Annotated in this window: 24 protein-coding genes and 1 riboswitch; of the genes, 2 read left to right on the forward strand and 22 right to left on the reverse strand. The window is 63.9% G+C overall.

Annotated elements, in window-relative coordinates; genetic code table 11:
* Positions 1 to 37: 37 nt before the first annotated feature.
* Complete coding sequence (locus PP4_RS20580; RefSeq protein WP_016501086.1) at positions 38 to 967, reverse strand: LysR family transcriptional regulator; 930 nt, start codon at positions 965 to 967, stop codon at positions 38 to 40.
* A 115-nt stretch (positions 968 to 1,082) separates the two neighbouring features.
* On the opposite strand from PP4_RS20580, the gene PP4_RS20585 reads away from it, so the two are divergent.
* Positions 1,083 to 1,343 (forward strand): DUF2798 domain-containing protein, encoded by a 261-nt coding sequence (locus PP4_RS20585; protein ID WP_016485290.1) that lies wholly within the window; start codon positions 1,083 to 1,085, stop codon positions 1,341 to 1,343.
* On the opposite strand, the gene PP4_RS29300 is transcribed toward PP4_RS20585, so the two are convergent.
* The 16 genes from PP4_RS29300 to PP4_RS29045 all read right to left on the reverse strand — a co-directional run bounded on the left by PP4_RS29300 (position 1,324) and on the right by PP4_RS29045 (position 14,860).
* A complete protein-coding gene (locus PP4_RS29300) occupies positions 1,324 to 1,554 on the reverse strand; it encodes a hypothetical protein (RefSeq protein WP_016501087.1) in 231 nt (76 codons plus the stop codon). The two genes, PP4_RS20585 and PP4_RS29300, sit on opposite strands and share 20 nt — an antisense overlap.
* A 1,345-nt stretch (positions 1,555 to 2,899) precedes the next feature.
* On the reverse strand, positions 2,900 to 3,451 hold the full coding sequence (locus PP4_RS20600; RefSeq protein ID WP_016501089.1) for a glutathione peroxidase: 552 nt from the start codon (positions 3,449 to 3,451) through the stop codon (positions 2,900 to 2,902).
* Between the two features lie 46 nt (positions 3,452 to 3,497).
* On the reverse strand, positions 3,498 to 3,620 hold the full coding sequence (locus tag PP4_RS29695) for a hypothetical protein (protein ID WP_016501090.1): 123 nt from the start codon (positions 3,618 to 3,620) through the stop codon (positions 3,498 to 3,500).
* Positions 3,617 to 4,819 carry an MFS transporter gene (locus PP4_RS20605; protein WP_016501091.1) on the reverse strand — a complete coding sequence of 401 codons (1,203 nt, stop codon included), beginning with the start codon at positions 4,817 to 4,819 and terminating at the stop codon, positions 3,617 to 3,619. The genes PP4_RS29695 and PP4_RS20605 overlap by 4 nt, the downstream gene beginning before the upstream one ends.
* Positions 4,820 to 4,883: 64 nt before the next feature.
* Positions 4,884 to 5,288, reverse strand: a complete 405-nt coding sequence (locus PP4_RS20610; RefSeq protein WP_016501092.1) for a MarR family winged helix-turn-helix transcriptional regulator — start codon at positions 5,286 to 5,288, stop codon at positions 4,884 to 4,886.
* 260 nt (positions 5,289 to 5,548) lie between these two features.
* The gene (locus PP4_RS20615; RefSeq protein ID WP_016501093.1) at positions 5,549 to 6,271 is read right to left on the reverse strand and encodes an adenosylcobinamide-GDP ribazoletransferase; all 723 of its coding nucleotides are present in this window, start codon (positions 6,269 to 6,271) and stop codon (positions 5,549 to 5,551) included.
* Position 6,272: 1 nt separating this feature from the next.
* The gene (gene cobC / locus PP4_RS20620; RefSeq protein ID WP_016501094.1) at positions 6,273 to 6,839 is read right to left on the reverse strand and encodes an alpha-ribazole phosphatase family protein; all 567 of its coding nucleotides are present in this window, start codon (positions 6,837 to 6,839) and stop codon (positions 6,273 to 6,275) included.
* The gene (cobT, locus tag PP4_RS20625) at positions 6,836 to 7,891 is read right to left on the reverse strand and encodes a nicotinate-nucleotide--dimethylbenzimidazole phosphoribosyltransferase (protein ID WP_016501095.1); all 1,056 of its coding nucleotides are present in this window, start codon (positions 7,889 to 7,891) and stop codon (positions 6,836 to 6,838) included. The genes cobC and cobT overlap by 4 nt, the downstream gene beginning before the upstream one ends.
* Entirely contained in the window at positions 7,888 to 8,409 is a 522-nt protein-coding gene (gene cobU, locus PP4_RS20630) for a bifunctional adenosylcobinamide kinase/adenosylcobinamide-phosphate guanylyltransferase (protein WP_016501096.1), read from the reverse strand. Before cobU ends, cobT begins: the two co-directional genes overlap by 4 nt.
* A gap of 1 nt (position 8,410) precedes the next feature.
* Positions 8,411 to 9,865 carry a cobyric acid synthase gene (locus tag PP4_RS20635; RefSeq protein WP_016501097.1) on the reverse strand — a complete coding sequence of 485 codons (1,455 nt, stop codon included), beginning with the start codon at positions 9,863 to 9,865 and terminating at the stop codon, positions 8,411 to 8,413.
* Positions 9,862 to 10,854, reverse strand: coding sequence for a threonine-phosphate decarboxylase CobD (gene cobD, locus PP4_RS20640; RefSeq protein WP_016501098.1), 993 nt, complete (start codon positions 10,852 to 10,854; stop codon positions 9,862 to 9,864). The genes PP4_RS20635 and cobD overlap by 4 nt, the downstream gene beginning before the upstream one ends.
* Positions 10,847 to 11,755, reverse strand: a complete 909-nt coding sequence (gene cbiB, locus PP4_RS20645; protein ID WP_016501099.1) for an adenosylcobinamide-phosphate synthase CbiB — start codon at positions 11,753 to 11,755, stop codon at positions 10,847 to 10,849. Before cbiB ends, cobD begins: the two co-directional genes overlap by 8 nt.
* Entirely contained in the window at positions 11,752 to 12,402 is a 651-nt protein-coding gene (gene bluB / locus PP4_RS20650) for a 5,6-dimethylbenzimidazole synthase (RefSeq protein WP_016501100.1), read from the reverse strand. Before bluB ends, cbiB begins: the two co-directional genes overlap by 4 nt.
* The gene (locus PP4_RS20655; protein WP_016501101.1) at positions 12,399 to 13,694 is read right to left on the reverse strand and encodes a cobyrinate a,c-diamide synthase; all 1,296 of its coding nucleotides are present in this window, start codon (positions 13,692 to 13,694) and stop codon (positions 12,399 to 12,401) included. Before PP4_RS20655 ends, bluB begins: the two co-directional genes overlap by 4 nt.
* Positions 13,691 to 14,302, reverse strand: a complete 612-nt coding sequence (gene cobO / locus PP4_RS20660; RefSeq protein ID WP_041167845.1) for a cob(I)yrinic acid a,c-diamide adenosyltransferase — start codon at positions 14,300 to 14,302, stop codon at positions 13,691 to 13,693. The genes PP4_RS20655 and cobO overlap by 4 nt, the downstream gene beginning before the upstream one ends.
* Before the next feature lie 121 nt (positions 14,303 to 14,423).
* Positions 14,424 to 14,644, reverse strand: a riboswitch (cobalamin riboswitch).
* A 21-nt stretch (positions 14,645 to 14,665) separates the two neighbouring features.
* Positions 14,666 to 14,860, reverse strand: coding sequence for a hypothetical protein (locus PP4_RS29045; protein WP_041167846.1), 195 nt, complete (start codon positions 14,858 to 14,860; stop codon positions 14,666 to 14,668).
* Positions 14,861 to 15,555: 695 nt separating this feature from the next.
* Between PP4_RS29045 and PP4_RS20670 the strand changes: the two genes are divergently transcribed.
* Entirely contained in the window at positions 15,556 to 16,863 is a 1,308-nt protein-coding gene (locus PP4_RS20670) for a PQQ-dependent sugar dehydrogenase (protein WP_016501103.1), read from the forward strand.
* Between the two features lie 56 nt (positions 16,864 to 16,919).
* Here the strand turns inward: PP4_RS20670 and PP4_RS20675 are convergent, their stop codons facing one another.
* The 5 genes from PP4_RS20675 to PP4_RS20695 form a co-directional block, all read right to left on the reverse strand.
* Positions 16,920 to 17,453 (reverse strand): C40 family peptidase, encoded by a 534-nt coding sequence (locus PP4_RS20675; protein ID WP_016501104.1) that lies wholly within the window; start codon positions 17,451 to 17,453, stop codon positions 16,920 to 16,922.
* A gap of 139 nt (positions 17,454 to 17,592) precedes the next feature.
* Positions 17,593 to 18,234, reverse strand: a complete 642-nt coding sequence (locus PP4_RS20680; RefSeq protein WP_041167847.1) for a C40 family peptidase — start codon at positions 18,232 to 18,234, stop codon at positions 17,593 to 17,595.
* 126 nt (positions 18,235 to 18,360) lie between these two features.
* On the reverse strand, positions 18,361 to 19,068 hold the full coding sequence (gene hda / locus PP4_RS20685) for a DnaA regulatory inactivator Hda (RefSeq protein ID WP_016485270.1): 708 nt from the start codon (positions 19,066 to 19,068) through the stop codon (positions 18,361 to 18,363).
* A gap of 252 nt (positions 19,069 to 19,320) precedes the next feature.
* Positions 19,321 to 20,394 carry an AI-2E family transporter gene (locus tag PP4_RS20690; RefSeq protein ID WP_016501106.1) on the reverse strand — a complete coding sequence of 358 codons (1,074 nt, stop codon included), beginning with the start codon at positions 20,392 to 20,394 and terminating at the stop codon, positions 19,321 to 19,323.
* A 12-nt stretch (positions 20,395 to 20,406) separates the two neighbouring features.
* Positions 20,407 to 21,474 (reverse strand): DUF2066 domain-containing protein, encoded by a 1,068-nt coding sequence (locus PP4_RS20695; RefSeq protein WP_016501107.1) that lies wholly within the window; start codon positions 21,472 to 21,474, stop codon positions 20,407 to 20,409.
* Positions 21,475 to 21,570 lie beyond the last annotated feature (96 nt).

Consider the following 21,570-nt stretch of genomic DNA (forward strand, 5'->3'; position numbering starts at 1 on the left):
ACGTACCCCATTAAAAACCGCCCTCGTGGCGGTTTTTTCATGCCTGCACCTGCCAACTGTCCCCCAGGCACTCACGCAGGTAGTCCATGAACACACGCACTTTCGCGGTCATGGCGAAACGGTCGGCCAGGCACAGGTAGATGTCCATTGGTTCGGTCTGGGCGTAGGCCTGGCCACTGTCGCTGTACTCGAACAACGGCACCAGCGCACCGCTGGCGAGGTGCGGTCGCACCATGAACTCGGCCAGGCGGGTGATACCGCCATCGTGCAGCGCCATCTGGGTCAGGGCGTCGATGTCGTCGCTGATCAGTACACTGCCGAACTCCGCCTCAAAACGCAGCCCATCGCGCATGAAACCCCAGCGCAGAAACCGCCCATCCACCGGGTAACGGAACACCAGGCAACGGTGATCGCGCAATGCCTCGGGCGTACCCGGCACCCCAGCGCTTTGCAAGTACCCGGGCGAGGCACAGCAAATGAACGGGATCCGAGCGATATGCCTGGCCAACAGCTGGTCTTCCAGCTGCGGGGCAATACGCAGGCTGACGTCGACGTCTTCACGTGCATGGTTGACCCGACGATCAGTCGTTACCAACTCTATCGAAAGCAGTGGATAGCGGGCATTGAAGGCGGGTATCAGTGGCGCTAGCACGTGGCGGCCAAACGCGGATGTAGAGGCGATGCAAAGCCGCCCTTGGGGTTCACTGTCTGGCGTAGTGATGGCCTGCTCAGCCAGGGCCAGGTCACGTTCGATATGCCTGACACGCTCGTAGTAGTGCGTACCCGCCGGCGTCAGCGCCATGCTGCGGGTGGTACGGCTGAGCAGGCGCACCTGCAGATGGCCCTCCAGGCGTGCCAGGTTCTGGCTGACCGCTGCCGGGCTAAGGCCCAGGGTACGGGCGCCGCCGGCGATGCTGCCGGCCTCGACCACCTTGATGAAGCTGCGGATGGCGTTGAGCAGGTCCATGCGAGAGCTCTTGCATTCGTAAGAATCTCTTTATAAAGAACTCAGCGAGGCTGGTCTACAGCTGCGGCTGAGGGGATTGTTAACCTGCGCGTCCACTCACCTTTCAGGAGTTCACATGAGCAACCTGTCCCAGTCGCGCAGCCGACGCAAATTGCACCCGGGCGCTACGCCCTACGTTTTTGCCTTTTTCATGTCGTCAATCATGGCGCTGCTAATGTGCTTCGTGATCACCGCGGCGAATGCCGGGGTTACTGCGCAGTACCTGAGCAATGTGCTGAAGGCCTATCAATTGGCGATGCCAGTGGCGTTCGTTTGCGTGTTGATGGTCAGGCCGGTGGTGGTGCGGTTGGTGGCGATTACGGTGCATGCGAAATGAAATAATCCGATGCCGAGCCACGCCATCGGCTCCGGCTCCGGCTCCGGCTCCGGCTCCGGCTCCGGCTCTTGATCTTGATCTTGATCTTGATCTTGATCTTGATCTTGATCTTGATCTTGATCTTGATCTTGATCTTGATCTTGATCTTGATCTTGATCTTCGCGACTTCAGGAGGCCGAACGCAGGCCTTGCGAAGGGAGGTGACGGGCATGGATGCCCGTCAAGCGCTGGGCCCCAGGATGGGGCCTGCAGCGCGGTCCTCCCGGGAGCGAGGCCGGAGTGAGGGAACCCCGGAGCGCAGCGCAGGGGCCGGATGATCGGAGCGCAGCGTTTTTTGGTTACTTTTTGTCGCGTTTGACAAAAAGTGACTCGCCGTAAGGGCGAAAAGGTGAGTCAGCGTCGCCATCGCAAATGGCCTTTGCGCGAGCTAAAAACCACCACTGTTTCGCTTTTCGCTTGAAGGCGTGGGCATCAACAATGAGGTCAACATTCATTTCAAAGGTGGCGCGTAGTCACCTTTCCGCCCTTACGGCGGGTCCCTTTTTGTCGTGGCAAAAAGGAACCAAAAACCGTCCGCTCCCATCATCCGGCCCCTACGCTGCGCTCCGGGGTCCCCTCGCTCCGGGCTTGCTCCCGGGAGGACCGCGCTGCAGGCCCCATCCTGGGGCCCAGCGCTTGACGGGCATCCATGCCCGTCACCTCCCTCCGCAAGCCCTGCGCTCGGCCTCCTGAAGTCGCAATCTGCGTCGCCTGGACTACCGCGCGCTTAGAAGCAAAAGCCGAAGCAAGAGCAAGAGCAAGAGCAAGAGCAAGAGCAAGAGCAAGAGCAAGAGCAAGAGCAAGAGCAATGAGGCCGTTGATCTTGATCGTGATCTTGACCTTGATCTTGCTTTTGATCTTCGCGACTTCAGGAGGCCGAATGCAGGCCTTGCGAAGGGAGGTGACGGGCATGGATGCCCGTCAAGCGCTGGGCCCCAGGATGGGGCCTGCAGCGCGGTCCTCCCGGGAGCGAGGCCGGAGTGAGGGAACCCCGGAGCGCAGCGCAGGGGCCGGATGATCGGAGCGCAGCGTTTTTTGGTTACTTTTTGTCGCGTTTGACAAAAAGTGACTCGCCGTAAGGGCGAAAAGGTGAGTCAGCGTCGCCATCGCAAATGGCCTTTGCGCGAGCTAAAAACCACCACTGTTTCGCTTTTCGCTTGAAGGTGTGGGCATCAACAATGAGGTCAACATTCATTTCAAAGGTGGCGCGTAGTCACCTTTCCGCCCTTACGGCGGGTCCCTTTTTGTCGTGGCAAAAAGGAACCAAAAACCGTCCGCTCCCATCATCCGGCCCCTACGCTGCGCTCCGGGGTCCCCTCGCTCCGGGCTTGCTCCCGGGAGGACCGCGCTGCAGGCCCCATCCTGGGGCCCAGCGCTTGACGGGCATCCATGCCCGTCACCTCCCTTCGCAAGCCCTGCGCTCGGCCTCCTGAAGTCGCAATCTGCGTCGCCTGAACTTCCGCGCGCTTAGAAGCCAAAGCAAGATCAAGATCAAGACAAGATCAAGATCAGCCCGATTACTGCTGCGAAGCGATGGCCTTCTCGATGGCTGCGCGGAATTCCGGATCATCCGGTTTGGTGAGGCTGGAGAAGTCACCGATCACCTTGCCCTTGCGATCGACAACATACTTGTAGAAATTCCACTTCGGCGCACTGCTCTGGCTGGCCAACTCAGCAAACAGCGGTATCGCATCCTTGCCCCGCACGGCCTGCGTCTTGGTCATGGTGAAGGTTACGCCATAGTTGGCATAGCAAACGTTGGCAGTCTTCTCGCTGTCGGCATCTTCCTGCTTGAAGTCATTGGACGGCACACCAAGCATTTCCAGGCCTTGCTCGTGATACTCCTTGTACGTCGCCTCAAGCCCCTCGAACTGCGGTGCAAACCCACAATAGCTGGCCGTGTTGACCACCACCAAAGGCTTGCCGGCAAAGCGCTGGCACAGGTCGACCTGCCCCTTGCCACGCAACTCCGGCAGGCTGCCCTGCAATAACGCCGGGCAATCGGCAGCCCAGCTCGAAGTGCTGGCAAGCACGGCCAACAACGGCACTGTCAACCAATGAGCACGCATGATTCGTTTCTCCTGCTAGACAACCCTTGAGCTTGCAGGGTAGCGCCTAACAAACACTCATGCCCAGTTGCATCAATGCCATCCCACCCTTGTGCCATCCCCACCACACCAGCGCCAGCAGCACCAGCGCGCCTAAGGCCAGCAACCCGCGGGCCAGGTAGCGGTTCATGCGGCCTGTGCCTGCAGGCGCGCAACCGGCCGCTCGCGCACGGGCCAGTTAAGGGCAGCGGCCAACAGACTGAGCAGGATGGAAATCTGCCAGACCAGGTCGTAGCTGCCGGTACGGTCATAGACCACCCCGCCCAACCAGCCACCGAGGAAGGCGCCCAGCTGGTGGAACAGGAAGACGATACCGCCGAGCATGGACAGGTTACGCACCCCGAACAATGTAGCCACGGTGCCATTGGTCAACGGCACCGTGGACAACCACAACAGGCCCATGGCGATGCCGAACAGGTAGGCACTGAACGCACTCACCGGCGCCCAGAGGAACAACACGATCACCACCGCACGCAGCAGGTACAGCCCGGTCAGCAGGCGCGGCTTGGACATGCGACCACCCAGCCAGCCAGCCGTGAACGTACCCACGATATTGAACAGGCCGACCAGCGCCAGCACCGTAGTACCGGTGGTCGCGGCCAGGTGCTGGTCAACCAGGTAGGCCGGCAGATGCACGCCAATGAACACCACCTGGAAACCACACACGAAGAAACCCAGCGCCAGCAACCAGAAGCCGGAATGCGAGCACGCCTCGCGCAGCGCCTGGCCCAAGGTCTGTTCGGCGCCATGGCTGGGCAGCGGGCGGTCACGCAGCAGGCCAACGAAGGGCACGATCAACGCCACCATCAGGCCCAGCACCAGCAACGCTGCGGACCACCCCAGCCACTGGATCAGGCCAAGGGTGCCCGGCAGCATGGCGAACTGGCCAAACGAACCGGCGGCGCTGGCAATGCCCATGGCCATGCTGCGCTTCTCTGCCGGCACCGCACGCCCGACCACGCCGAGGATGACCGAGAACGATGTGCCGGACAGGCCGATGCCGATCAGCAAACCGGCACTGAGCGACAACGACCAGGCAGAATCAGCCATGCCCATGAGGATCAAACCGGCGGCGTAAAGAATCCCGCCGATGATCACCACCCGCGCCGCCCCCATACGGTCGGCCAAGGCACCGGCGAACGGTTGCGCCAGCCCCCAGATCAGGTTTTGCAAGGCAATGGCAAAGGCGAACACCCCACGGCCCCAGCCAAAATCGGCGCTCATCGGCGCCAGAAACAGACCAAAGCCGTGCCGCACACCCAAAGACAGCGCCAGAATCAAAGCCGCCCCTACCAATACCCACCCGCTGGTTCGCCACACCGAAGTCATTGTCGTTATCTCCAGCACATCGCAAGGTTTTTGCGGGTATATACCCGCTTATAGTCGTATCAATTCAAGCCAGTTGGTCCAGCAAACGCACCAGTTCATCCCGCTGCCCTGCGCCCAACCGCTCCACCAGCTCGATCTGGGCTTGTTCCCAGGCCGGGTGGGCAGCACGCAGCAGCTGCGTTCCGGCCTCGGTCAGCAGCACCACGCGGTTGCGCTGGTCGTCGCCATCAGCCAGGGCCACCAGCCCTTCAGCCTCCAGCACCCGCACGTTACGGCCCAGGGTACTGCGCTCCAGGCCCATGGCCTCGGCCAAGGTAGTGATACTGGGGCGATCAAGCCGCTGCAGGTGCCTTAGCAGGGAAAACTGCGCAACATTGACCCCGAAGCCGGCAAGGGCCTCGTCGTAATGCCGGCTCACCCCGCGGGCGGCACGACGCAGATGGGTACAGATGCATTCACTGGTCAGCATGGATACGTGTATATACCCGCATCATGAGTGTTGCAAGAGGTTTCACAATTGAAGGTTACCAGCCGCAAGGAAGCTGCGCGGTTCATGGCACCGGTGTTGCCGGTGTTCGCGGCGCTAAAGCCGCTCCCGCATTGACCGCCTCGGCTTCAAGCAATACGCCATCCCTGTGGGAGCTGGCTTGCCGGCGATGGGGCCAGGGCAGGCAGCACAAGACAGTCGCTCCAATAAAGCGCGTACATGCTTTCAGATTTTGAGCGTTATCACAGGCCGAGCGCCAACCCAAGCACGACGCCCAGTTCGAGCAGTTCAAGCAGCGCACCCGCTGTATCCCCGGTAGTGCCACCCAGACGTCGGCAAATGAGGTGCCGCAGCCAGGCAAACATGGCCAGCGCCAGCACTACCACCCAGCCGCCCAAGACCAGGCAGAACAGCCCACTGCCCAGCAGCACCCACCCGGCTGCACGCCGGGGCAAGTGCTCGGCCAACGCCTGGCCCAACCCGCCAGGCCGCACATAAGGGGTACAGAGGAACAGGCCCAACATCGCCGCGCGCCCAATCAAGGGAGCCAGCAGCAATTGCGCCCCGATCCCCTGCTCCACCAGCACCCACAAGGCGCAGAACTTCAGCAACAGCACCAGCACCAGGGTGACCACGGCAATCGGCCCGCTACGCGGGTCTTTCATGATCTGCAGGGTGCGCTCACGGTCGCCGAAACCACCCAACCAGGCATCGGCGCTGTCGGCCAAGCCATCCAGGTGCAGGGCGCCACTGAGCAATACCCACACCGTCAGCAGCAAAGCCGCATGCAACGGCACTGGCGTACCCTGCAGCAGAAGGCTGGCCAGCCACAGCAGCAGCCCGAACAACACCCCGACCAGCGGATAGAACAGCAGCGAACGCCCCAGCTCACGCGGCTCCGGCATGCCCGGCAGGCTCACGGGCAAGCTGCTGAGGAACTGCAAGGCAATCCAGAACGGCAGCATCTCAGTGTTCCTCGGCCAGTTGACCGTCGCCACCCATCACCAACCGCACCAGCGCCCCATGCCTGACTTCAACCTGGAGTAACTGCTCCTTGGGCAAGCCTCGCGCCCGGGCCAGCAACAACCGCATCACCCCGCCATGGGTGACCAGCAGCACCCGCTTACCTGCATGCTGGCGGCTCAAACGCTCGACAGCGTCCAGCACGCGCTCGGCGAATGCCTGCACCGGTTCGCCATTGGGCGGGGTGTAGGCGTACGGGTCCGCCCAGAAGCGCCCCAGCGCATCCGCCTGGTCTTCCATGATCTGCGCCGCGCTACGGCCTTCCCAGTCACCAAAATGCAGCTCTTGCAAACCTGGTTCACGTTGCACAGGCAAATCAAGCCGCCCACCCAGTTCTTCGGCAAAACGCGCACAACGCTGCAGCGGCGAACTGACCAGCACTTGCCACGGGCCGGCTTCGGCCACGGCGCTGCGCATCTGCGCCCAGCCCTTATCGGTGAGCGCATCGTCCAGGCTGCCACGCAGCCCGCCCTGCTCCGTTTCACCGTGGCGCAGCAGGTCGAGGATCATGCCGGGCGGTCCGCCACGGCGGCCTCGGCAAAGGTCGCCATCTGCCCGTGCAGCGCACAGGCCAGGCGCAACAATGGCACGGCCAACGCAGCACCACTGCCCTCGCCCAGGCGCAGGCCCAATGCCAATAGCGGTTCGGCCTGCAACGCATCCAGCAAAGCCTTGTGCCCAGGCTCTGCGCCCTGATGGGCAAACAGCAACCACGCCCGGCACTGCGGGTTGAGGCGCACCGCCACCAGGGCGGCAACACTACAAATGAAGCCGTCCACCAGCACGGCGATGCCAGCCTGCGCGCAGCCGATATAGGCCCCGGCCAGGGCCGCGATCTCGAAACCGCCGACACAACCCAGTGCCTGCAATGGATCTGCGGCCTGCAGGCCATGCAGACTCAGCGCCCGCTCGATGACCTCGGCCTTGTGCCGCACGCCAGCGTCGTCCAGGCCGGTGCCCGGGCCGCTCAGTTCAGCAGGCGGGCAGCCTAGCAGGACGCTGGCCAACGCAGCGGCGGCCGTGGTGTTGCCAATACCCATCTCGCCGCCGATGAACAGCTGCGCGCCCTGTTCGGCGGCACGCAAGGCGCTGTCGCGGCCGGCCTGCAAGGCAGCGTGCAACTGCCCCTCGGTCATCGCTGGCTGACGGGCGAAGTTGGCCGTACCGGCCCCCAGGCGCAGGTGGCGTACGCCAGGCAGTTCCAGATGAGGGTCGATGGTACCCAGATCGACCACCTCAAGGCTGGCCTCCAGCTGGCGGGCCAACACGCTGATCGCCGCACCACCGCCGACGAAGTTGCGCAGCATCTGCCCGGTGACCGCCTGCGGATAGGCCGAGATACCCTCTTCGACCACACCGTGGTCACCGGCAAAAATGCTGATGGCAGCCTGGTCCAGGGTTGGCCGTTCACGCCCTTGCAGGCCCGCCAGCTGGATGGCCAGGCCCTCCAGCTGGCCGAGTGAACCGGCAGGTTTGGTCAGCTGTTGCTGACGGGAGCGGGCCTGGTCCATGGCGGCGTTGTCGAGGGATTGGCAGGCGTCGCGCCACCAAGCTTGAGTCATAGTGCAGCTCCTTTGAGCATTAAGGGCAGGCCGGCCACGGTCAGCACCACGCGCTGACAGCGCTCGGCCACGGCCTGGTGCAGCCAGCCAGCCAGGTCGACATAGCGTCGGGTCAGCTCGCCCATGGGCACGACGCCCAGGCCGGTTTCGTTGCTGACCAGAATGACGGTGCCAGGCAATTGTTCCAGGCAGGCCAGCAAGGCATCACGCTCTTCGGCCAGGCGCTGGTGGTCTTCGAGCATCAGCAGGTTGGTCAACCACAACGTCAGGCAGTCAACCAGCAGGCAGCGCCCTTCGGCCGCTTCGGCGCGCAGTACTGCCGCCAGGGCCAGCGGCTCTTCGATCAGCCCCCAGTCTGCCGGACGGCGCTGGCGATGCAGCGACACGCGTTCGTTCATTTCACCGTCCAGCGGCTGGCTGGTAGCGATGTAGGTCACTGGCAGGCCGCTGGCGCTGGCCAGCTGTTCGGCCAGGCGGCTCTTGCCGGAGCGGGCGCCACCGAGGATCAGGCTGCGCATGTCAGGCCACCCCGCACAGTTGGCGCAGGTGAGCGGTGTCCAGGTGCTTTTCCACCAGGTCGGCCAGGCGCTCGATGTCGCGTTCGCGCAGGGCTTCGTAATCGATGCTCTGCACATCCTCCAGGCCAGCCCAGCGCAGCAGCGCAGCACACGACTGGCTGCCCTCGAACAGGCCGTGCAGGTAGGTGGCGAGGATCTGGCCATCGGCACTGACAGCGCCATCACAGCGGCCATCGGCCAACTGCACGGCGGGCTGCTCCAAGGCAGGGCCGGTGGTGACGCCAGCGTGAATTTCATAGCCGCCAACCGGTGCTGCTTCAAGGTTCAGCGTGCCGGCAACGTTGCGCAGTTGCTTCTCGGCTTCCAGCACCGTGGCGTAATCGAGCAGGCCCAGCCCCGGGCTTGAACCTGCAGCCCCTTCGAGACCCAGCGGGTCATGCACGTCGCGGCCAAGCATTTGCAGGCCACCGCAGATCCCGATCAGCTTGCCACCGTAGCGCAGGTGCCGCTCGATGGCCTTGTCCCAACCGCGCTCGCGCAACTGCGCCAGGTCACCGCGCACGCTCTTGGAACCCGGCAGGATGATCAGGTCGGCAGCCGGGATCGGCTGGCCCGGGCCAATGAACTGCAGGTCGACCTGCGGGTGCAGCCGCAACGGGTCGAAGTCGGTGTGGTTGCTGATGCGCGGCAGTACCGGGACGATCACCTTGAGCACGCGCTCGGTCTTGGCGCCTTGGCGCACATCGATGCCGTCTTCGGCTTCCAGGTGCAGGTCAGTGACGTAAGGCAGCACCCCCAGCACTGGCTTGCCGGTGCGTTGCTCCAGCCAGTCGAGCCCCGGCTGCAACAAGGCGATATCACCACGGAAGCGGTTGATGACAAAGCCTTTGACCCGCGCCTGCTCACTGGGCGACAGCAACTCCAGCGTGCCCACCAGGTGCGCGAACACACCGCCGCGGTTGATGTCGGCGACCAGGATCACCGGGCAGTCCACCGCTTCGGCAAACCCCATGTTGGCGATGTCGCCAGCACGCAGGTTGATCTCCGCCGGCGACCCCGCGCCTTCGACCATGACCACCGGCCAGGCGGCACTCAGGCGCTGGTGCGAAGCCAGCACCGCCTGCATGGCGATGGCCTTGTAATCATGGTAAGCGACCGCGTTCATGCTGGTGACCGCACGGCCGTGGATGATGACCTGGGCGCCGGTATCGCTGTTGGGTTTGAGCAACACGGGGTTCATGTCGGTGTGGGGTGCCAGCCGGCACGCCTGCGCTTGCACCGCCTGGGCGCGGCCAATTTCGCCGCCGTCGGCAGTCACCGCGCTGTTCAGCGCCATGTTCTGTGGTTTGAACGGCACCACGCCAACGCCCTGGCGCAACAGCCAGCGGCACAGGGCAGTTACCAGCGTGCTCTTGCCGGCGTCGGAGGTGGTGCCTTGCACCATGAGGGTGGTCATGCCGATTCCTTTTGATAGTCCGCCAGGGCCTGGGCCAGGCGCTGTTCGTCCGCCGCGCATTCGGGCAGCCCCAGGCGCACGGCCGGTGGGTGTTCGAACAAGCGCACCAGGATGCCGCGGCGGGCGAGAAAGTCATGCAACTGCACGGCGCGCTCACTGCGCACGTACTGGAACAGGTCACAGCCACCGCTGGGCGCAAGGCCGTTACTGGACAGCAATGTGGCCAAGCGCTCGCTGGCGGCAGCGCAACGTTCTATCTGCATGCGCTGGACAGGCTTGTCGGCCAGGCTGGCCTGGGCCAGCACCCGGGTTGGCCCGTTGACCGTCCACGGGCCAAGCAGCTCGGCCAGGCGCAGCAACAGGCTGCGCTCGGCGGCGACGAAGCCCAGGCGCACCCCGGCCAGGCCAAAGAACTTGCCGAACGAGCGCAGCACGATCAGCCCCGGGCGCTCGGCGCAATCGACCACGCCATCCGCCGGGGTGTTGTCCATGAACGCCTCATCGACCAACAGCCAGCCACCACGGGCAGCCAGGCGGGCATGCCAGCCCAGCAGGCGCTCACGCGGCACCCGCCGCCCGGTCGGGTTGTTGGGGTTAACCAGCACCAGTACATCGAGGCTGTCGAGTGCTGCCTCGACCTGCGCCTCATCCAGCTCAACCAGTTGATGCCCCGCCCGTTGCCAGGCGTACGGGTGTTCGGCATAACACGGCGTCAACACCCCTACCCGGCCAGCCGCACGCAGCAGCGGCAACGCCTGGATCGCCGCCTGGGAGCCCGCCACCGGCAGCAACTGGCGGGCGCCGTAATACGCACGGGCAGCCTCTTCCAGGCCGTCCTCGGTCTCTGGCAGGCGGGCCCAGGCATCAGTGGGTATCGGCGGAATCGGGAATGGCCAGGGTGCGATGCCACTGGACAGGTCCAGCCACTGCTCGCGAGGGATACCGTAATGCTGCACCGCACGCAGCAGGCGGCCACCGTGTTCAAGCATTGACGTAAGCCCCCAGGCAGATCAACAACAGCCACAGCCACACGCCGCGCTGCACCAGGCTCCAGCCACGCTCGATGGCATCGGCGTCAGCCATCGGCCCTTCACCCAGGCGTGGCCGCTCATGCAGTTCGCCGTGGTAAACCGCCGGGCCGCCCAGCTCTACCCCCAGCGCACCAGCACCGGCGGCCATCACAGGCCCGGCGTTGGGGCTGTCCCACAACGGGCCCTGCTTGCGCCAGCAGGCCAGAGCCAGGCGGGTCTTGCCCAGCAGTGCGTAGGTGAGCGCCACAAGCCTTGCGGGAATATAGTTGAGCACGTCATCAATGCGCGCCGCGCACCAGCCGAAGCGCTCGAAGCGCTCGTTGCGATACCCCCACATGGCGTCCAGTGTGTTGCTCAGGCGGTACAACACCACGCCCGGCGCACCGGCCACCACAAACCAGAACAGCGCGGCGAACACTGCGTCACTGCCGTTTTCCAGCACCGACTCGGTGGCCGCCCGGGCCACGGCGGGCTCGTCCAGCTCGCGGGTTTCGCGGCTGACCAGGTAGCCGACGCGGCGCCGCGCTTCTTCCAGGTCGCCCTGGCGCAAGGCGTTGGCCACCGGCAGCACATGTTCACCCAAGCTGCGCAGGCCCAGGGCGCAGTACAGCGCCAGCACATCCACCAGCCAGCCAATATAGGGCAGCCAGGACAGGATCAGCGCCACCAGGGTGAGCGGCACCACTGCCAGAAACCACGCACTGACGCCGTGGCTACGCCAGCCGCGGCCACCTGCATTCAGACGGCGCTCCAGGTTACCGGCCATATTGCCGAAGGCCACCAGCGGGTGGCGCCGCTGCGGTTCGCCCAGCAAGGCATCCAGGGCCACCCCGGCCATGGTCAGCAAGGCCACGCTCATTGGCGCTCTCCCCATTGGTTTTCGTACAGCAGCTCGCTCAAAGGCCGTTCTTCGGCCCAGTTTTCCAGCACCAGCATGGGGGCCGGGTAAAATTCGGTCACTGGCCCCAGGCACAACACCGCCACCGGCTTGGCTCCATCAGGCATGCCCAGCAGTGCCGCCAGCGCCAGGGGATCAAACAGCGACACCCAGCCCATGCCCAGCCCTTCGCCACGGGCCGCCAGCCACAGGTTCTGGATGGCGCAGGCCAGCGAGGCCAGGTCCATCTCCGGGAGCGTGCGACGGCCGAAGATGTGCGGCTCGCGGTTGTCCATCAAGGCCGCTACCAGCAACTCGGCACAGTCGTTGATGCCTTCTACTTTCAGCTTCATGAAGTCATCCGACCGCTCGCCCAATGCTTCGGCGGTGCGCAGCCGCTCCGCCTCCACCAGGGCCTGGATGCGGGTGCGCAAGTCACGCTGGGTAATGCGGATGAACCGCCAGGGCTGCATCAGGCCGACGCTGGGTGCCTGGTGCGCGGCCGCCAGCAGGCGGCCAAGCAGCTCCGGCGCCACCTGGCCACCGGCGAAATGGCGCATGTCACGGCGCTCGCCGATGGCGCGATAGATCGCGGCGCGTTCGGCGTCGCTGTAAGCGTGTTCGCTCATGGTCGCAACAGCGCCGCCGCCGCATCGGGGTTGGAGGGGAAGTAGAAGTGCACGTAGGAGGCTGTCAACCGGCCCAAGCGATACACCGCTTCGTTGCCACGCCCACCGTTGGGGCTGAGGCCCCGGGCAATCGGGTCCAGCGCCGTGCTGGTCAGCGAGTGGTGATAGGTGTGACCGCGCAGGGTACCTTCCGGCAGCTCCACCGCCTGCAAGGCCAAGGCCGCCAGGCGCTTCTGCATGGTCGCCTCGCCGGGCAGCAGGCCGAGCAGTTCGGCACGCTCACCGGCTACGTCAGTCAGGGCATCGAGCAGGTATAGCATGCCTCCACATTCAGCCAGCAACGGCTTGCCCTGGGCATGATGGGCACGAATTGCCTCGCTCATCGGCGCATTGGCGGCCAGGGCGTGGTGATGCAGCTCGGGATAACCACCCGGAAGGTACAGGCTGTCCACAACCGGCAGTTCACGGTCATGCAGCGGCGAGAAGAATTCCAGCTGTGCACCCAGATTGCGCAGCAGTTCCAGGTTGGCGCCATAGATGAAGGCGAACGCCTCGTCCCGCGCCACACCAATGCGCACGCCAGCCAGCGAGGCAGCACACGCTTGCGGTTCGGGCTCGGCAAAAGTCACCGGCGGTGGCAAGGTTGCGTCGCAGCTGGCGCCGAGCGCCTCGGCTGCGGCGTCCAGGCGGGCATCCAGGTCGTTCAGCTCGCTGGCCTGCACCAGCCCGAGGTGGCGGCTGGGCAGCTCGATGCCACGCTCGCGGGACAAGCCGCCATACCAGCGCAGCCCTTCGGTCAGGCTGCCTTCGAGCAGTTGCGCGTGGCGCAGGCTGCCCACCCGGTTGGCCAGTACGCCGGCGAACGGCAGGTCGGCCTGGTAACGCGCCAGGCCCAGGGCCAGGGCGCCGAAGGTCTGGGCCATGGCCGTGCCGTCGATCACCGCCAGCACCGGCACGCCGAAGTGGCGCGCCAGGTCGGCGCTGGACGGGGTGCCATCAAACAGCCCCATCACCCCTTCGATCAAGATCAGGTCGGCCTCGCCGGCCGCTTCCCACAGCAGGCGGCGGCTTTCCTCGGCACCGATCATCCATAAATCCAGCTGGTACACCGGCGCGCCACTGGCCCGCTCGAGAATCATCGGGTCCAGAAAATCGGGCCCACACTTGAACACCCGCACCTTGCGCCCGAGGTTGCGGTGCAGGCGGGCCAGGGCAGCAGTGACAGTGGTCTTGCCCTGGCCAGAGGCCGGTGCCGCAATCAACACGGCGGGGCAGTGGCGCGATTGACTCACAGTTCGACGCCCTTCTGTGCGCGGATACCGGCCTGGAAGGCGTGCTTGAGCATACCCATCTCGGTCACGGTATCAGCCAGTTCGATCATCTCCGGCTTTGCAGCGCGGCCAGTGACGATCACGTGCTGCATGGGCGGACGGGACTGGATGTCGGACAGTACCTGGTCCAGGTCGAGGTAGCCGTGCTTGAGGGCGATATTCAGCTCATCCAGCACCACGAATTGCACACTTGGGTCCTGCAGCAACTGGCGCGACACCGCCCAGGCGGCTTCGGCAGCGGCGATGTCACGCTGGCGGTCCTGGGTTTCCCAGGTAAAGCCTTCGCCCATCACGTGGTAGCGTACCTGCTCGGGGAAGCGGCGGAAAAACAGCTCTTCACCGGTGCTGTTGCGGCCCTTGATGAACTGCACCACACCGCACTGCATGCCATGGCCCAGGGCGCGCGCGAGCATGCCGAAGGCCGAGCTGCTCTTGCCCTTGCCATTGCCGGTCAGCACCAGCAGCAGGCCGCATTCGTTGGGGGAATTGGCGATGCGTTCATCGATGACCGCCTTCTTGCGCTGCATGCGCGCCAGGTGGCGTTCGTCGCGTTCGGTGGGTTCGCTCATCAAGGGTTCTCCGCAGGCTGGCACCACGGCAAGGCGTGGCGACAGGTAATAGGCAGGCAGACGGAGAACGCGCAGGGGCCATGGCAGGGCGCCACGGTGCACCGCGCATCACCCTCCGTGATGCCGTTGGCAGTTCCAGGCCGGTCTCCGGGCTTGTGAGCGGGCCTTGGCCCAGGCCTGCGCGCCTTCCCGGATGCTGGCATCCAGTGGCCCTGCGCGGCCTTCTACTCACCTACCGTTGCGGGGGCAGCGCCGGAATCGCGCCATGCTGGCGCCCACCGGCTTCCCAGTTTCACCCTGCCCAGTGGGGGCTGGCAGGGCACCTGAAACACGCGCGAAGGTTAGAGGGTTGCACCCTGAGCGTCAATCGAAGCGGGTGTTGCCGCGACGTATGCGCTTGATCTTGCTCCGGCTGTTGATCTGGCTGTTGATCCTGCTCTTGATCCTGCTCTTGATCCTGCTTTTGATCTGGCTCTTGATCTTGCTTTTGATCTTGCTTTTGATCTTCGCGACTTCAGGAGGCCGAACGCAGGCCTTGCGAAGGGAGGTGACGGGCATGGATGCCCGTCAAGCGCTGGGCCCCAGGATGGGGCCTGCAGCGCGGTCCTCCCGGGAGCGAGGCCGGAGTGAGGGAACCCCGGAGCGCAGCGCAGGGGCCGGATGATCGGAGCGCAGCGTTTTTTGGTTACTTTTTGTCGCGTTTGACAAAAAGTGACTCGCCGTAAGGGCGAAAAGGTGAGTCAGCGTCGGCATCGCAAACGGACTGTTCGCTGCACCAAAACAGTCATATCCGCTTTTCGCTTCGTGCGATGTGGGCCTTAACACAGTGTAGACATTCGTTCGCGGAGGTGGCGCCAAGTCACCTTTCCGCCCTTCCGGCGGGTTACTTTGGTCTTGGCCAAAGTAACCAAAGCCGTCCGCTCCCATCATCCGGCCCCTACGCTTCGCTCCGGGGTCCCCTCGCTCCGGGCTTGCTCCCGGGAGGACCGCGCTGCAGGCCCCATCCTGGGGCCCAGCGCTTGACGGGCATCCATGCCCGTCACCTCCCTTCGCAAGCCCTGCGCTCGGCCTCCTGAAGTCGCAATCTGCGTCGCTTGAACTACCGCGCGCTTAGAAGCAAAAGCCGAAGCAAGAGCAACAGCAACAGCAACAGCAACAGCAACAGCAAGAGCCAGAGCCAGAGCAAACGGTGGGGAACCTGGCGGACACGGCCGGCCTCTCAATTCAACAGGCTTCTTGAGAGGACGCCGCACATGAAATGCCTGATGCCTTGGTTAATCGCAGCCAGCCTGGCAGGCTGCGGCGAAACAGCCCTTTTGAGCGTAAACGAGGGCAGCGGGCCAACCCCTAGCCTCCCCGCCCCCGTCAAGACACTGATCCCCACCGTAAACATCGCCCCCGCCGTCGGCTGGCCAAAAGGCAACAAGCCGACCGCAGCACCAGGCACGCAAGTCGAAGCCTTCGCCAGCGGCCTCGACCACCCGCGCTGGCTCTACTTGCTGCCCAACGGCGATGTGCTGGTGGCCGAAACCAACGCCCCACCCAAGCCCGAAGATGGCAAGGGCATCCGCGGCTGGGCCATGGGCAAGGCGATGAAACGCGCCGGCGCGACCGTACCCAGCGCCAACCGCATCACCCTGCTGCGCGATGCCGACCACGATGGCGTGGCAGAAATCCGCAGCCCTTTCATCGAAGGGCTCAACTCCCCCTTCGGCATGACATTGGTAGGCAAGGACTTGTACGTGGCCGACACCGACAGGCTGCTGCGCTTTCACTATGAACCGGGCGCCATGCAGGTGACCGACAAGGGCCACCCGGTGACCGAGCTGCCAGGCGGGCCGCTGAACCATCACTGGACCAAGAACGTGATCGCAAGCCCCGACGGCAAGAAGCTCTATGTGACGGTTGGCTCGAACAGCAACGTCGGGGAAAACGGCATGGAAAAAGAGCAAGGCCGCGCCGCGATCTGGGAAGTGGACCCGGCAAACGGCAAGCACCGGCTGTTCGCCACGGGCCTGCGCAACCCCAACGGACTGGCCTGGGAGCCGCACAGCAACGCCTTGTGGACAGCAGTCAACGAACGTGACGAAATCGGCAGCGACCTGGTGCCGGACTACATCACCTCAGTGAAAGACGGCGGCTTCTATGGCTGGCCATACAGTTACTACGGGCAGCACGTAGACCATCGGGTACACCCGCAGGCCCCGCAGAAGGTGGCGCAAGCGCTAGCGCCCGACTACGCGGTGGGCCCGCATACCGCATCCCTGGGGCTGGCATTTGTCAAACCTGGCATGTTACCGCCGCCTTTCGAACAGGGCGCTTTGGTTGGCCAGCACGGGTCGTGGAACCGTAAACCACACAGTGGCTACAAGGTGTTGTTCGTACCCTTCGACCGTGCAGGCAAACCTGCAGGCCACCCCATCGACCTGCTCACCGGGTTTCTCGACAGCGATGGCAAGGCGATGGGGCGACCAGTGGGAGTCATCAACGACGGGAAAGGCGGGATTCTAGTGGCCGACGATGTGGGCAATGTCATCTGGAGGGTGAGCAAAGCACCTTGAACCCGACGGCCTGTACCGGCCCCGCTGAACGGGGCCGCCGCTTCAGGCATTGAGAATCAGGGGTTCTGTGCCAGATGCCCTGGCGGAATCACACGCTTGGCTTGCAGATAGGCCTTGGCCCAGTAGCTGTTGGACAGGTAGTCCAATCGCACCGTCCCGCCCGTTGAGGGCGCATGCACGAAACGCCCTTCCCCTACATAAATGCCTGCATGGCTGACCTGCGAGCCGCCACTGGTGGCAAAGAACACCAGATCACCGGATTGCAGCGCCTTGGCATCCACCGTCGGCGCACGCATGACGATCATCTCCCGCGTGGAACGCGGCAAGCTGATGCCCGCCGCATCACGATAGACATATTTGATCAAACCACTGCAATCGAAGCCGGAGTCCGGGGTGTTGCCACCCCAGCGATAAGGCGTACCCACCAGGCCAATGGCGCGGATCAGCACGTCATCGGCAATCGGCGAAGGGCTCGGCTGGCTATAGCTAACCTGCGGCTGAACCACAGGGGCCGGCGCAGGCGCACGGCTGGAGCAGGCAGCAAGCAATGCCGCCAAGGAGAGAAATGCGAAGCGCGCCATCTTTATCATGGCCAGAACATCCTGTCTGAGACCGCTGCGCAGCAGCCGAAAAGAGTTGAGAATTTAGATTAGACGCTTTCTATAAATGCGCACGGCGGCGAGCTTTTTTCAAAGCATCGCCGCCGCGGCAGGATATATCATTTTGCCATCAGTTGCGCGCGATGTTGGTCGGCGCCATGGCCAAGGCACGCTTGGCTTCGATGAAGGTCTTGCTCCAGTAGCGATCACCGAGGCTGTCGATGCGCACGCCACCGCTGCGGCGGCTGCTGGAATGGATGAACTGGTTGTCACCCAGGTAGATGCCGGCATGGCTTACGCGGCCGCGACCATTGGTGCTGAAGAACAGCAGGTCACCTGGCTTGAGCTTGTTGCGTGCCACTTTCGGGGCATCGACGTTGATCATTTCACGCGTGGAGCGCGGCAGGGTCATGCCCGCCTCTTCGCGGAACAGATAGCCGATGAAACCACTGCAATCGAAACCAGACTTTTCCGAGGTACCACCGAAGCGGTAGCGGGTACCGATCAACGACATGCCGCGCTCGAGAATGCTGTCCGCCAGCACTGGCAGCTGGTAAGGCTTGCTGTTGCTGGAGAAAGCCTCCAGGTCATCTTCAGTGGCCAGCTCTTCCGGTTCGCCGAATACCGACGAGGACGAGGCCTTGGCCTTGATCACCGATTGTGCGGCGACCGGGGTGTGATCCTGAACCTGAGAAGCTGGGCCTTGGGCCGCGCAGCCAAACAGCAGGGTCACGAGTGCGAGTGGCACGAGGGGTGCGAAGCGCTTTAGCATGGGCACGACCGTGTCTGTAATCCTTTAGAGGGGGAAACTATGCCCTCTATCATGGCCATTTGCAAATTTTATCGAAAAAGATGTGACTTTTCTGTTTTGCCGCTCTGGCCCAGCGTTTTCAGGGGGTTACCAGCCGAGGGTTTCCTTGAGGAAAGGGATGGTGAGCTTGCGTTGTGCCTGGAGCGAGGCCTGGTCGAGGCGTTCGAGCAGGTCGAACAGCGCGCTCATGCTGCGCGCACCGCGGGTGAGGATGAAGTGGCCGACTTCGTCGGTAAGGTGCAGGCCGCGGCGCGAAGCACGCAATTGCAGGGCGCGCAGCTTGTCTTCGTCGGACAGGCCACGCATCTGGAACACCAGGGCCAGGGTCAGGCGCGACTTCAGGTCGGGGAGCTTGATCGGCAGCTCCCGTGGCGATGCCGAGGCGGCCAGCAGCAAGCGCCGGCCGCTGTCGCGCAGGCGGTTGAACAGGTGGAACATGGCCTCTTCCCAGTCTGCCTTGCCTGCAATCACATGCAGGTCGTCGATGCAGACCAGTTCGTACTGGGCCAGGTAGTCGAGCACCTCTACGCCACGGTCGAGCAATTGCGCCAACGGCAGGTAGACGGCGGGCTCACCACGTTGCTGGAAACGATGGGTGGCGGCCTGCAGCAGATGGCTACGGCCAACACCCTGCTTGCCCCACAGGTAGATAAGGCTCTCGGTCCAGCCGGCGTCGGCTTCGCATAGCCGCTCGACGTAACCCAATGCCGCAGCATTGGCGCCCGGATAGTAGTTGATGAAGGTGGCGTCATCGCGCAGGCGCACACCCAGGGGCAACTGGATCGGTGGTTTCATGCTCGCGGGCGGTCAGCAGGACCGCAGGGGGCCTTTGGTGAACAATCTGCAAAGTCTATACCCGCAGCGCGAGGCGCACAATCACGGCAATAGATAGCGCAAGCAAAATCAACAAGTTGCGCTATTTTAGGGCTGACATCGATCCGTGTGGGAGCGGGCGTACCCGCGAACACCGACAAAGCCGGTGCCATTCACCGTGTCACATTCTTCGCGGGCATGCTCGCTCCCACAGATTGAGCACAAGCCTGTACGTTACAGCTCCGGGTCAATATCCCCGGCATACATGTCCGATTCTTTGTACAAGTCATGCATATGCCGCAGCAGCACCATGATCACCGCCGCAACCGGCAGGGCCAGGAGCACCCCGGTAAAGCCGAACAGCTCACCACCGGCAAGAATGGCAAAGATCACCGCAACCGGGTGCAGACCGATGCGATCGCCCACCAGTAGCGGGGTCAGCACCATGCCTTCCAGCGCCTGCCCGACCATGAATACCGCGACGATGCCCAGCATGGGGTACAGGTCGCCGCCGAACTGGAACAGGCCAGCCACCAGCGCGGCACCAATACCAATGATAAAGCCCATGTACGGCACGATGGCCGCAAGGCCCGCGAGCATGCCGATCAGCAGACCCAGTTCGAGCCCCACCAGCATGAGCCCGGCCGAATAGATGATACCCAAGGCCACCATCACCATGAGTTGCCCGCGCACGAATGCCCCCAGTACCTCATGGCATTCGCCAGCCAGGCCCATCACCTGCGGCTCACGCTGGCGCGGTAGCAGGCCGCGCAGCTTGGCCATCATCAGGTCCCAATCGCGCAGCAGATAGAAGCCCACCACAGGAATCAGCACCATGTTCGCCAACCAGGCCATCAACGCCAGGCTCGAGGCGGTGGCATGGGACAACAGCATGCCCACGATATCGGTGGTCTGCCCCATGTGCGAGCCGATGGCGGCTTTGATCTTGTCGAACTTCCAGAAGCCATCGGCCAGGCCCAGACGACCCTGCACCCATGGCAGCGCCACCTGTTCGAGCCAGTCGAGCATCTGCGGCGCCAGCTCGTACAGGCGCACCAGCTGCTTGGCCAGCATCGGCACCAGCACCAGCAGCAAGGCCATCAGTAACAAGGTGAACAAGCCGAACACCACCACCACGCCCCAGGTGCGCGACAGCCCCAGGCGCTCCAGGCGGTCAACCAGCGGGTCGGCCAGATAGGCCAGCAGGATGCCGACCAGAAACGGTGTAAGAATATTGTGCAAGCTATAAAGCAGCACAGCGATCAGCAGGGCTGCACCCAGCCAGATCCAGCGACGAACATCGATCAAGGTATGCTCCCTTTACCAGCGAAAACGCAGGCCGTCGAACGGCTTGGGCGCAGGCGAGGCCGGCGCGGGTTGCTCACCCGTCGCACTCGCGACCGGGGCTGGCGTAACGGGCACTGCAGGCGCCTGCTCGACGGGTAGCTCCTGCAACTTGGCCAGGCCAAGCTGGGCACGCAATTGCTCGCGGTTGCCGGTCACGCCATAGGTCAGGGTGGTGCCTTCAACCATCTTCAGGCGCGGGCCGTAGGGCTCAAGTACGCGGGCAAGCTCGGCATAGCGCTGCAGGCTCATCCCCTGTACCTGCACCTGCATCTGGCTACTGGCGCCCGGTCGGGCGACGTAACGCGGCGCCAGGCGGCTGCTTACCGCCAGCATAACCGCATCGGCCAAGGCTGCCGGGTCGGCCCCTTCGGCAGTACCCTGCTCACGCTGGTCGCCCAGCCACAGTTGCCACTTGCCCTGCCATTTGCCATCGGCTTCCTGGGCATGTACCGCCAGCAAGGCGTCGGCGCCATAGCGCTCGGAGGCCTCACGCAATGGTGCCGGGTCGCTGCCTTCGATCTGCTTGGCATTGGCCACCAGTTGCTCCTGCAGGTCGGCCAGCGGCAGGCGCAGCGGCAAGCCACGGTGCTGGGCGGCACGACGCAGAGGCTGGGCGCTGGCCTGGCCGTCACCGACCAGGCTGCTGCCGTCGACACTGTCATTCAGCCACCAGCCGAGAATCGAAGGCCGATTGCTGCCCCACAGCGCGAGGCCGGCCTTGCGCAGGGCACGCTCGGTACTGCCGGGGTCGAACTCCACCAGCACCGACTCGGGCGGGCCGGCTTCGCTGCCAACCTGGTTGATGATTTGCTGCGGGTCCTTGCGCAGCTCGGCCAGCGCCGGGCTCTGCGCGGCCTTGGCGTCGCCGGTCAGGCGCAGCACCAGCGTGTCGAGGGCTTTGGCGGTAGCTGCGGTCCGGGCTTCAGGGCCCTGCCCTGCGACCGGCTCGCGTACCTGATAAAGGCCGGAGACGTTTTCAGCCTGAGCGGTGGCCGCTACCAGGGCCATGCAACCGGCTGCCAGAATATTGAAAAAACGCATGGAGGATTCCTGTCCAGTCGAGCACGAAGCTCGCTACTTGCAGCTTATACACATGCAACCACATCAACCACCCTCGGCCCTTTTTCAACAATTTAC

The organism is Pseudomonas putida NBRC 14164 (assembly GCF_000412675.1).
Classification (GTDB): domain Bacteria; phylum Pseudomonadota; class Gammaproteobacteria; order Pseudomonadales; family Pseudomonadaceae; genus Aquipseudomonas; species Aquipseudomonas putida.

Coding starts and splice junctions, on each gene's coding strand:
- PP4_RS20580 (WP_016501086.1), bottom strand. CDS start 967: ATGGACCTGCTCAACGCCATCCGCAGCTTCATCAAGGTGGTCGAGGCC.
- PP4_RS20585 (WP_016485290.1), top strand. CDS start 1,083: ATGAGCAACCTGTCCCAGTCGCGCAGCCGACGCAAATTGCACCCGGGC.
- PP4_RS29300 (WP_016501087.1), bottom strand. CDS start 1,554: ATGCCCGTCACCTCCCTTCGCAAGGCCTGCGTTCGGCCTCCTGAAGTC.
- PP4_RS20600 (WP_016501089.1), bottom strand. CDS start 3,451: ATGCGTGCTCATTGGTTGACAGTGCCGTTGTTGGCCGTGCTTGCCAGC.
- PP4_RS29695 (WP_016501090.1), bottom strand. CDS start 3,620: ATGAACCGCTACCTGGCCCGCGGGTTGCTGGCCTTAGGCGCGCTGGTG.
- PP4_RS20605 (WP_016501091.1), bottom strand. CDS start 4,819: ATGACTTCGGTGTGGCGAACCAGCGGGTGGGTATTGGTAGGGGCGGCT.
- PP4_RS20610 (WP_016501092.1), bottom strand. CDS start 5,288: ATGCTGACCAGTGAATGCATCTGTACCCATCTGCGTCGTGCCGCCCGC.
- PP4_RS20615 (WP_016501093.1), bottom strand. CDS start 6,271: ATGCTGCCGTTCTGGATTGCCTTGCAGTTCCTCAGCAGCTTGCCCGTG.
- cobC (WP_016501094.1), bottom strand. CDS start 6,839: ATGATCCTCGACCTGCTGCGCCACGGTGAAACGGAGCAGGGCGGGCTG.
- cobT (WP_016501095.1), bottom strand. CDS start 7,891: ATGACTCAAGCTTGGTGGCGCGACGCCTGCCAATCCCTCGACAACGCC.
- cobU (WP_016501096.1), bottom strand. CDS start 8,409: ATGCGCAGCCTGATCCTCGGTGGCGCCCGCTCCGGCAAGAGCCGCCTG.
- PP4_RS20635 (WP_016501097.1), bottom strand. CDS start 9,865: ATGACCACCCTCATGGTGCAAGGCACCACCTCCGACGCCGGCAAGAGC.
- cobD (WP_016501098.1), bottom strand. CDS start 10,854: ATGCTTGAACACGGTGGCCGCCTGCTGCGTGCGGTGCAGCATTACGGT.
- cbiB (WP_016501099.1), bottom strand. CDS start 11,755: ATGAGCGTGGCCTTGCTGACCATGGCCGGGGTGGCCCTGGATGCCTTG.
- bluB (WP_016501100.1), bottom strand. CDS start 12,402: ATGAGCGAACACGCTTACAGCGACGCCGAACGCGCCGCGATCTATCGC.
- cobO (WP_041167845.1), bottom strand. CDS start 14,302: ATGAGCGAACCCACCGAACGCGACGAACGCCACCTGGCGCGCATGCAG.
- PP4_RS29045 (WP_041167846.1), bottom strand. CDS start 14,860: ATGCCCGTCACCTCCCTTCGCAAGGCCTGCGTTCGGCCTCCTGAAGTC.
- PP4_RS20670 (WP_016501103.1), top strand. CDS start 15,556: ATGAAATGCCTGATGCCTTGGTTAATCGCAGCCAGCCTGGCAGGCTGC.
- PP4_RS20675 (WP_016501104.1), bottom strand. CDS start 17,453: ATGATAAAGATGGCGCGCTTCGCATTTCTCTCCTTGGCGGCATTGCTT.
- PP4_RS20680 (WP_041167847.1), bottom strand. CDS start 18,234: ATGCTAAAGCGCTTCGCACCCCTCGTGCCACTCGCACTCGTGACCCTG.
- hda (WP_016485270.1), bottom strand. CDS start 19,068: ATGAAACCACCGATCCAGTTGCCCCTGGGTGTGCGCCTGCGCGATGAC.
- PP4_RS20695 (WP_016501107.1), bottom strand. CDS start 21,474: ATGCGTTTTTTCAATATTCTGGCAGCCGGTTGCATGGCCCTGGTAGCG.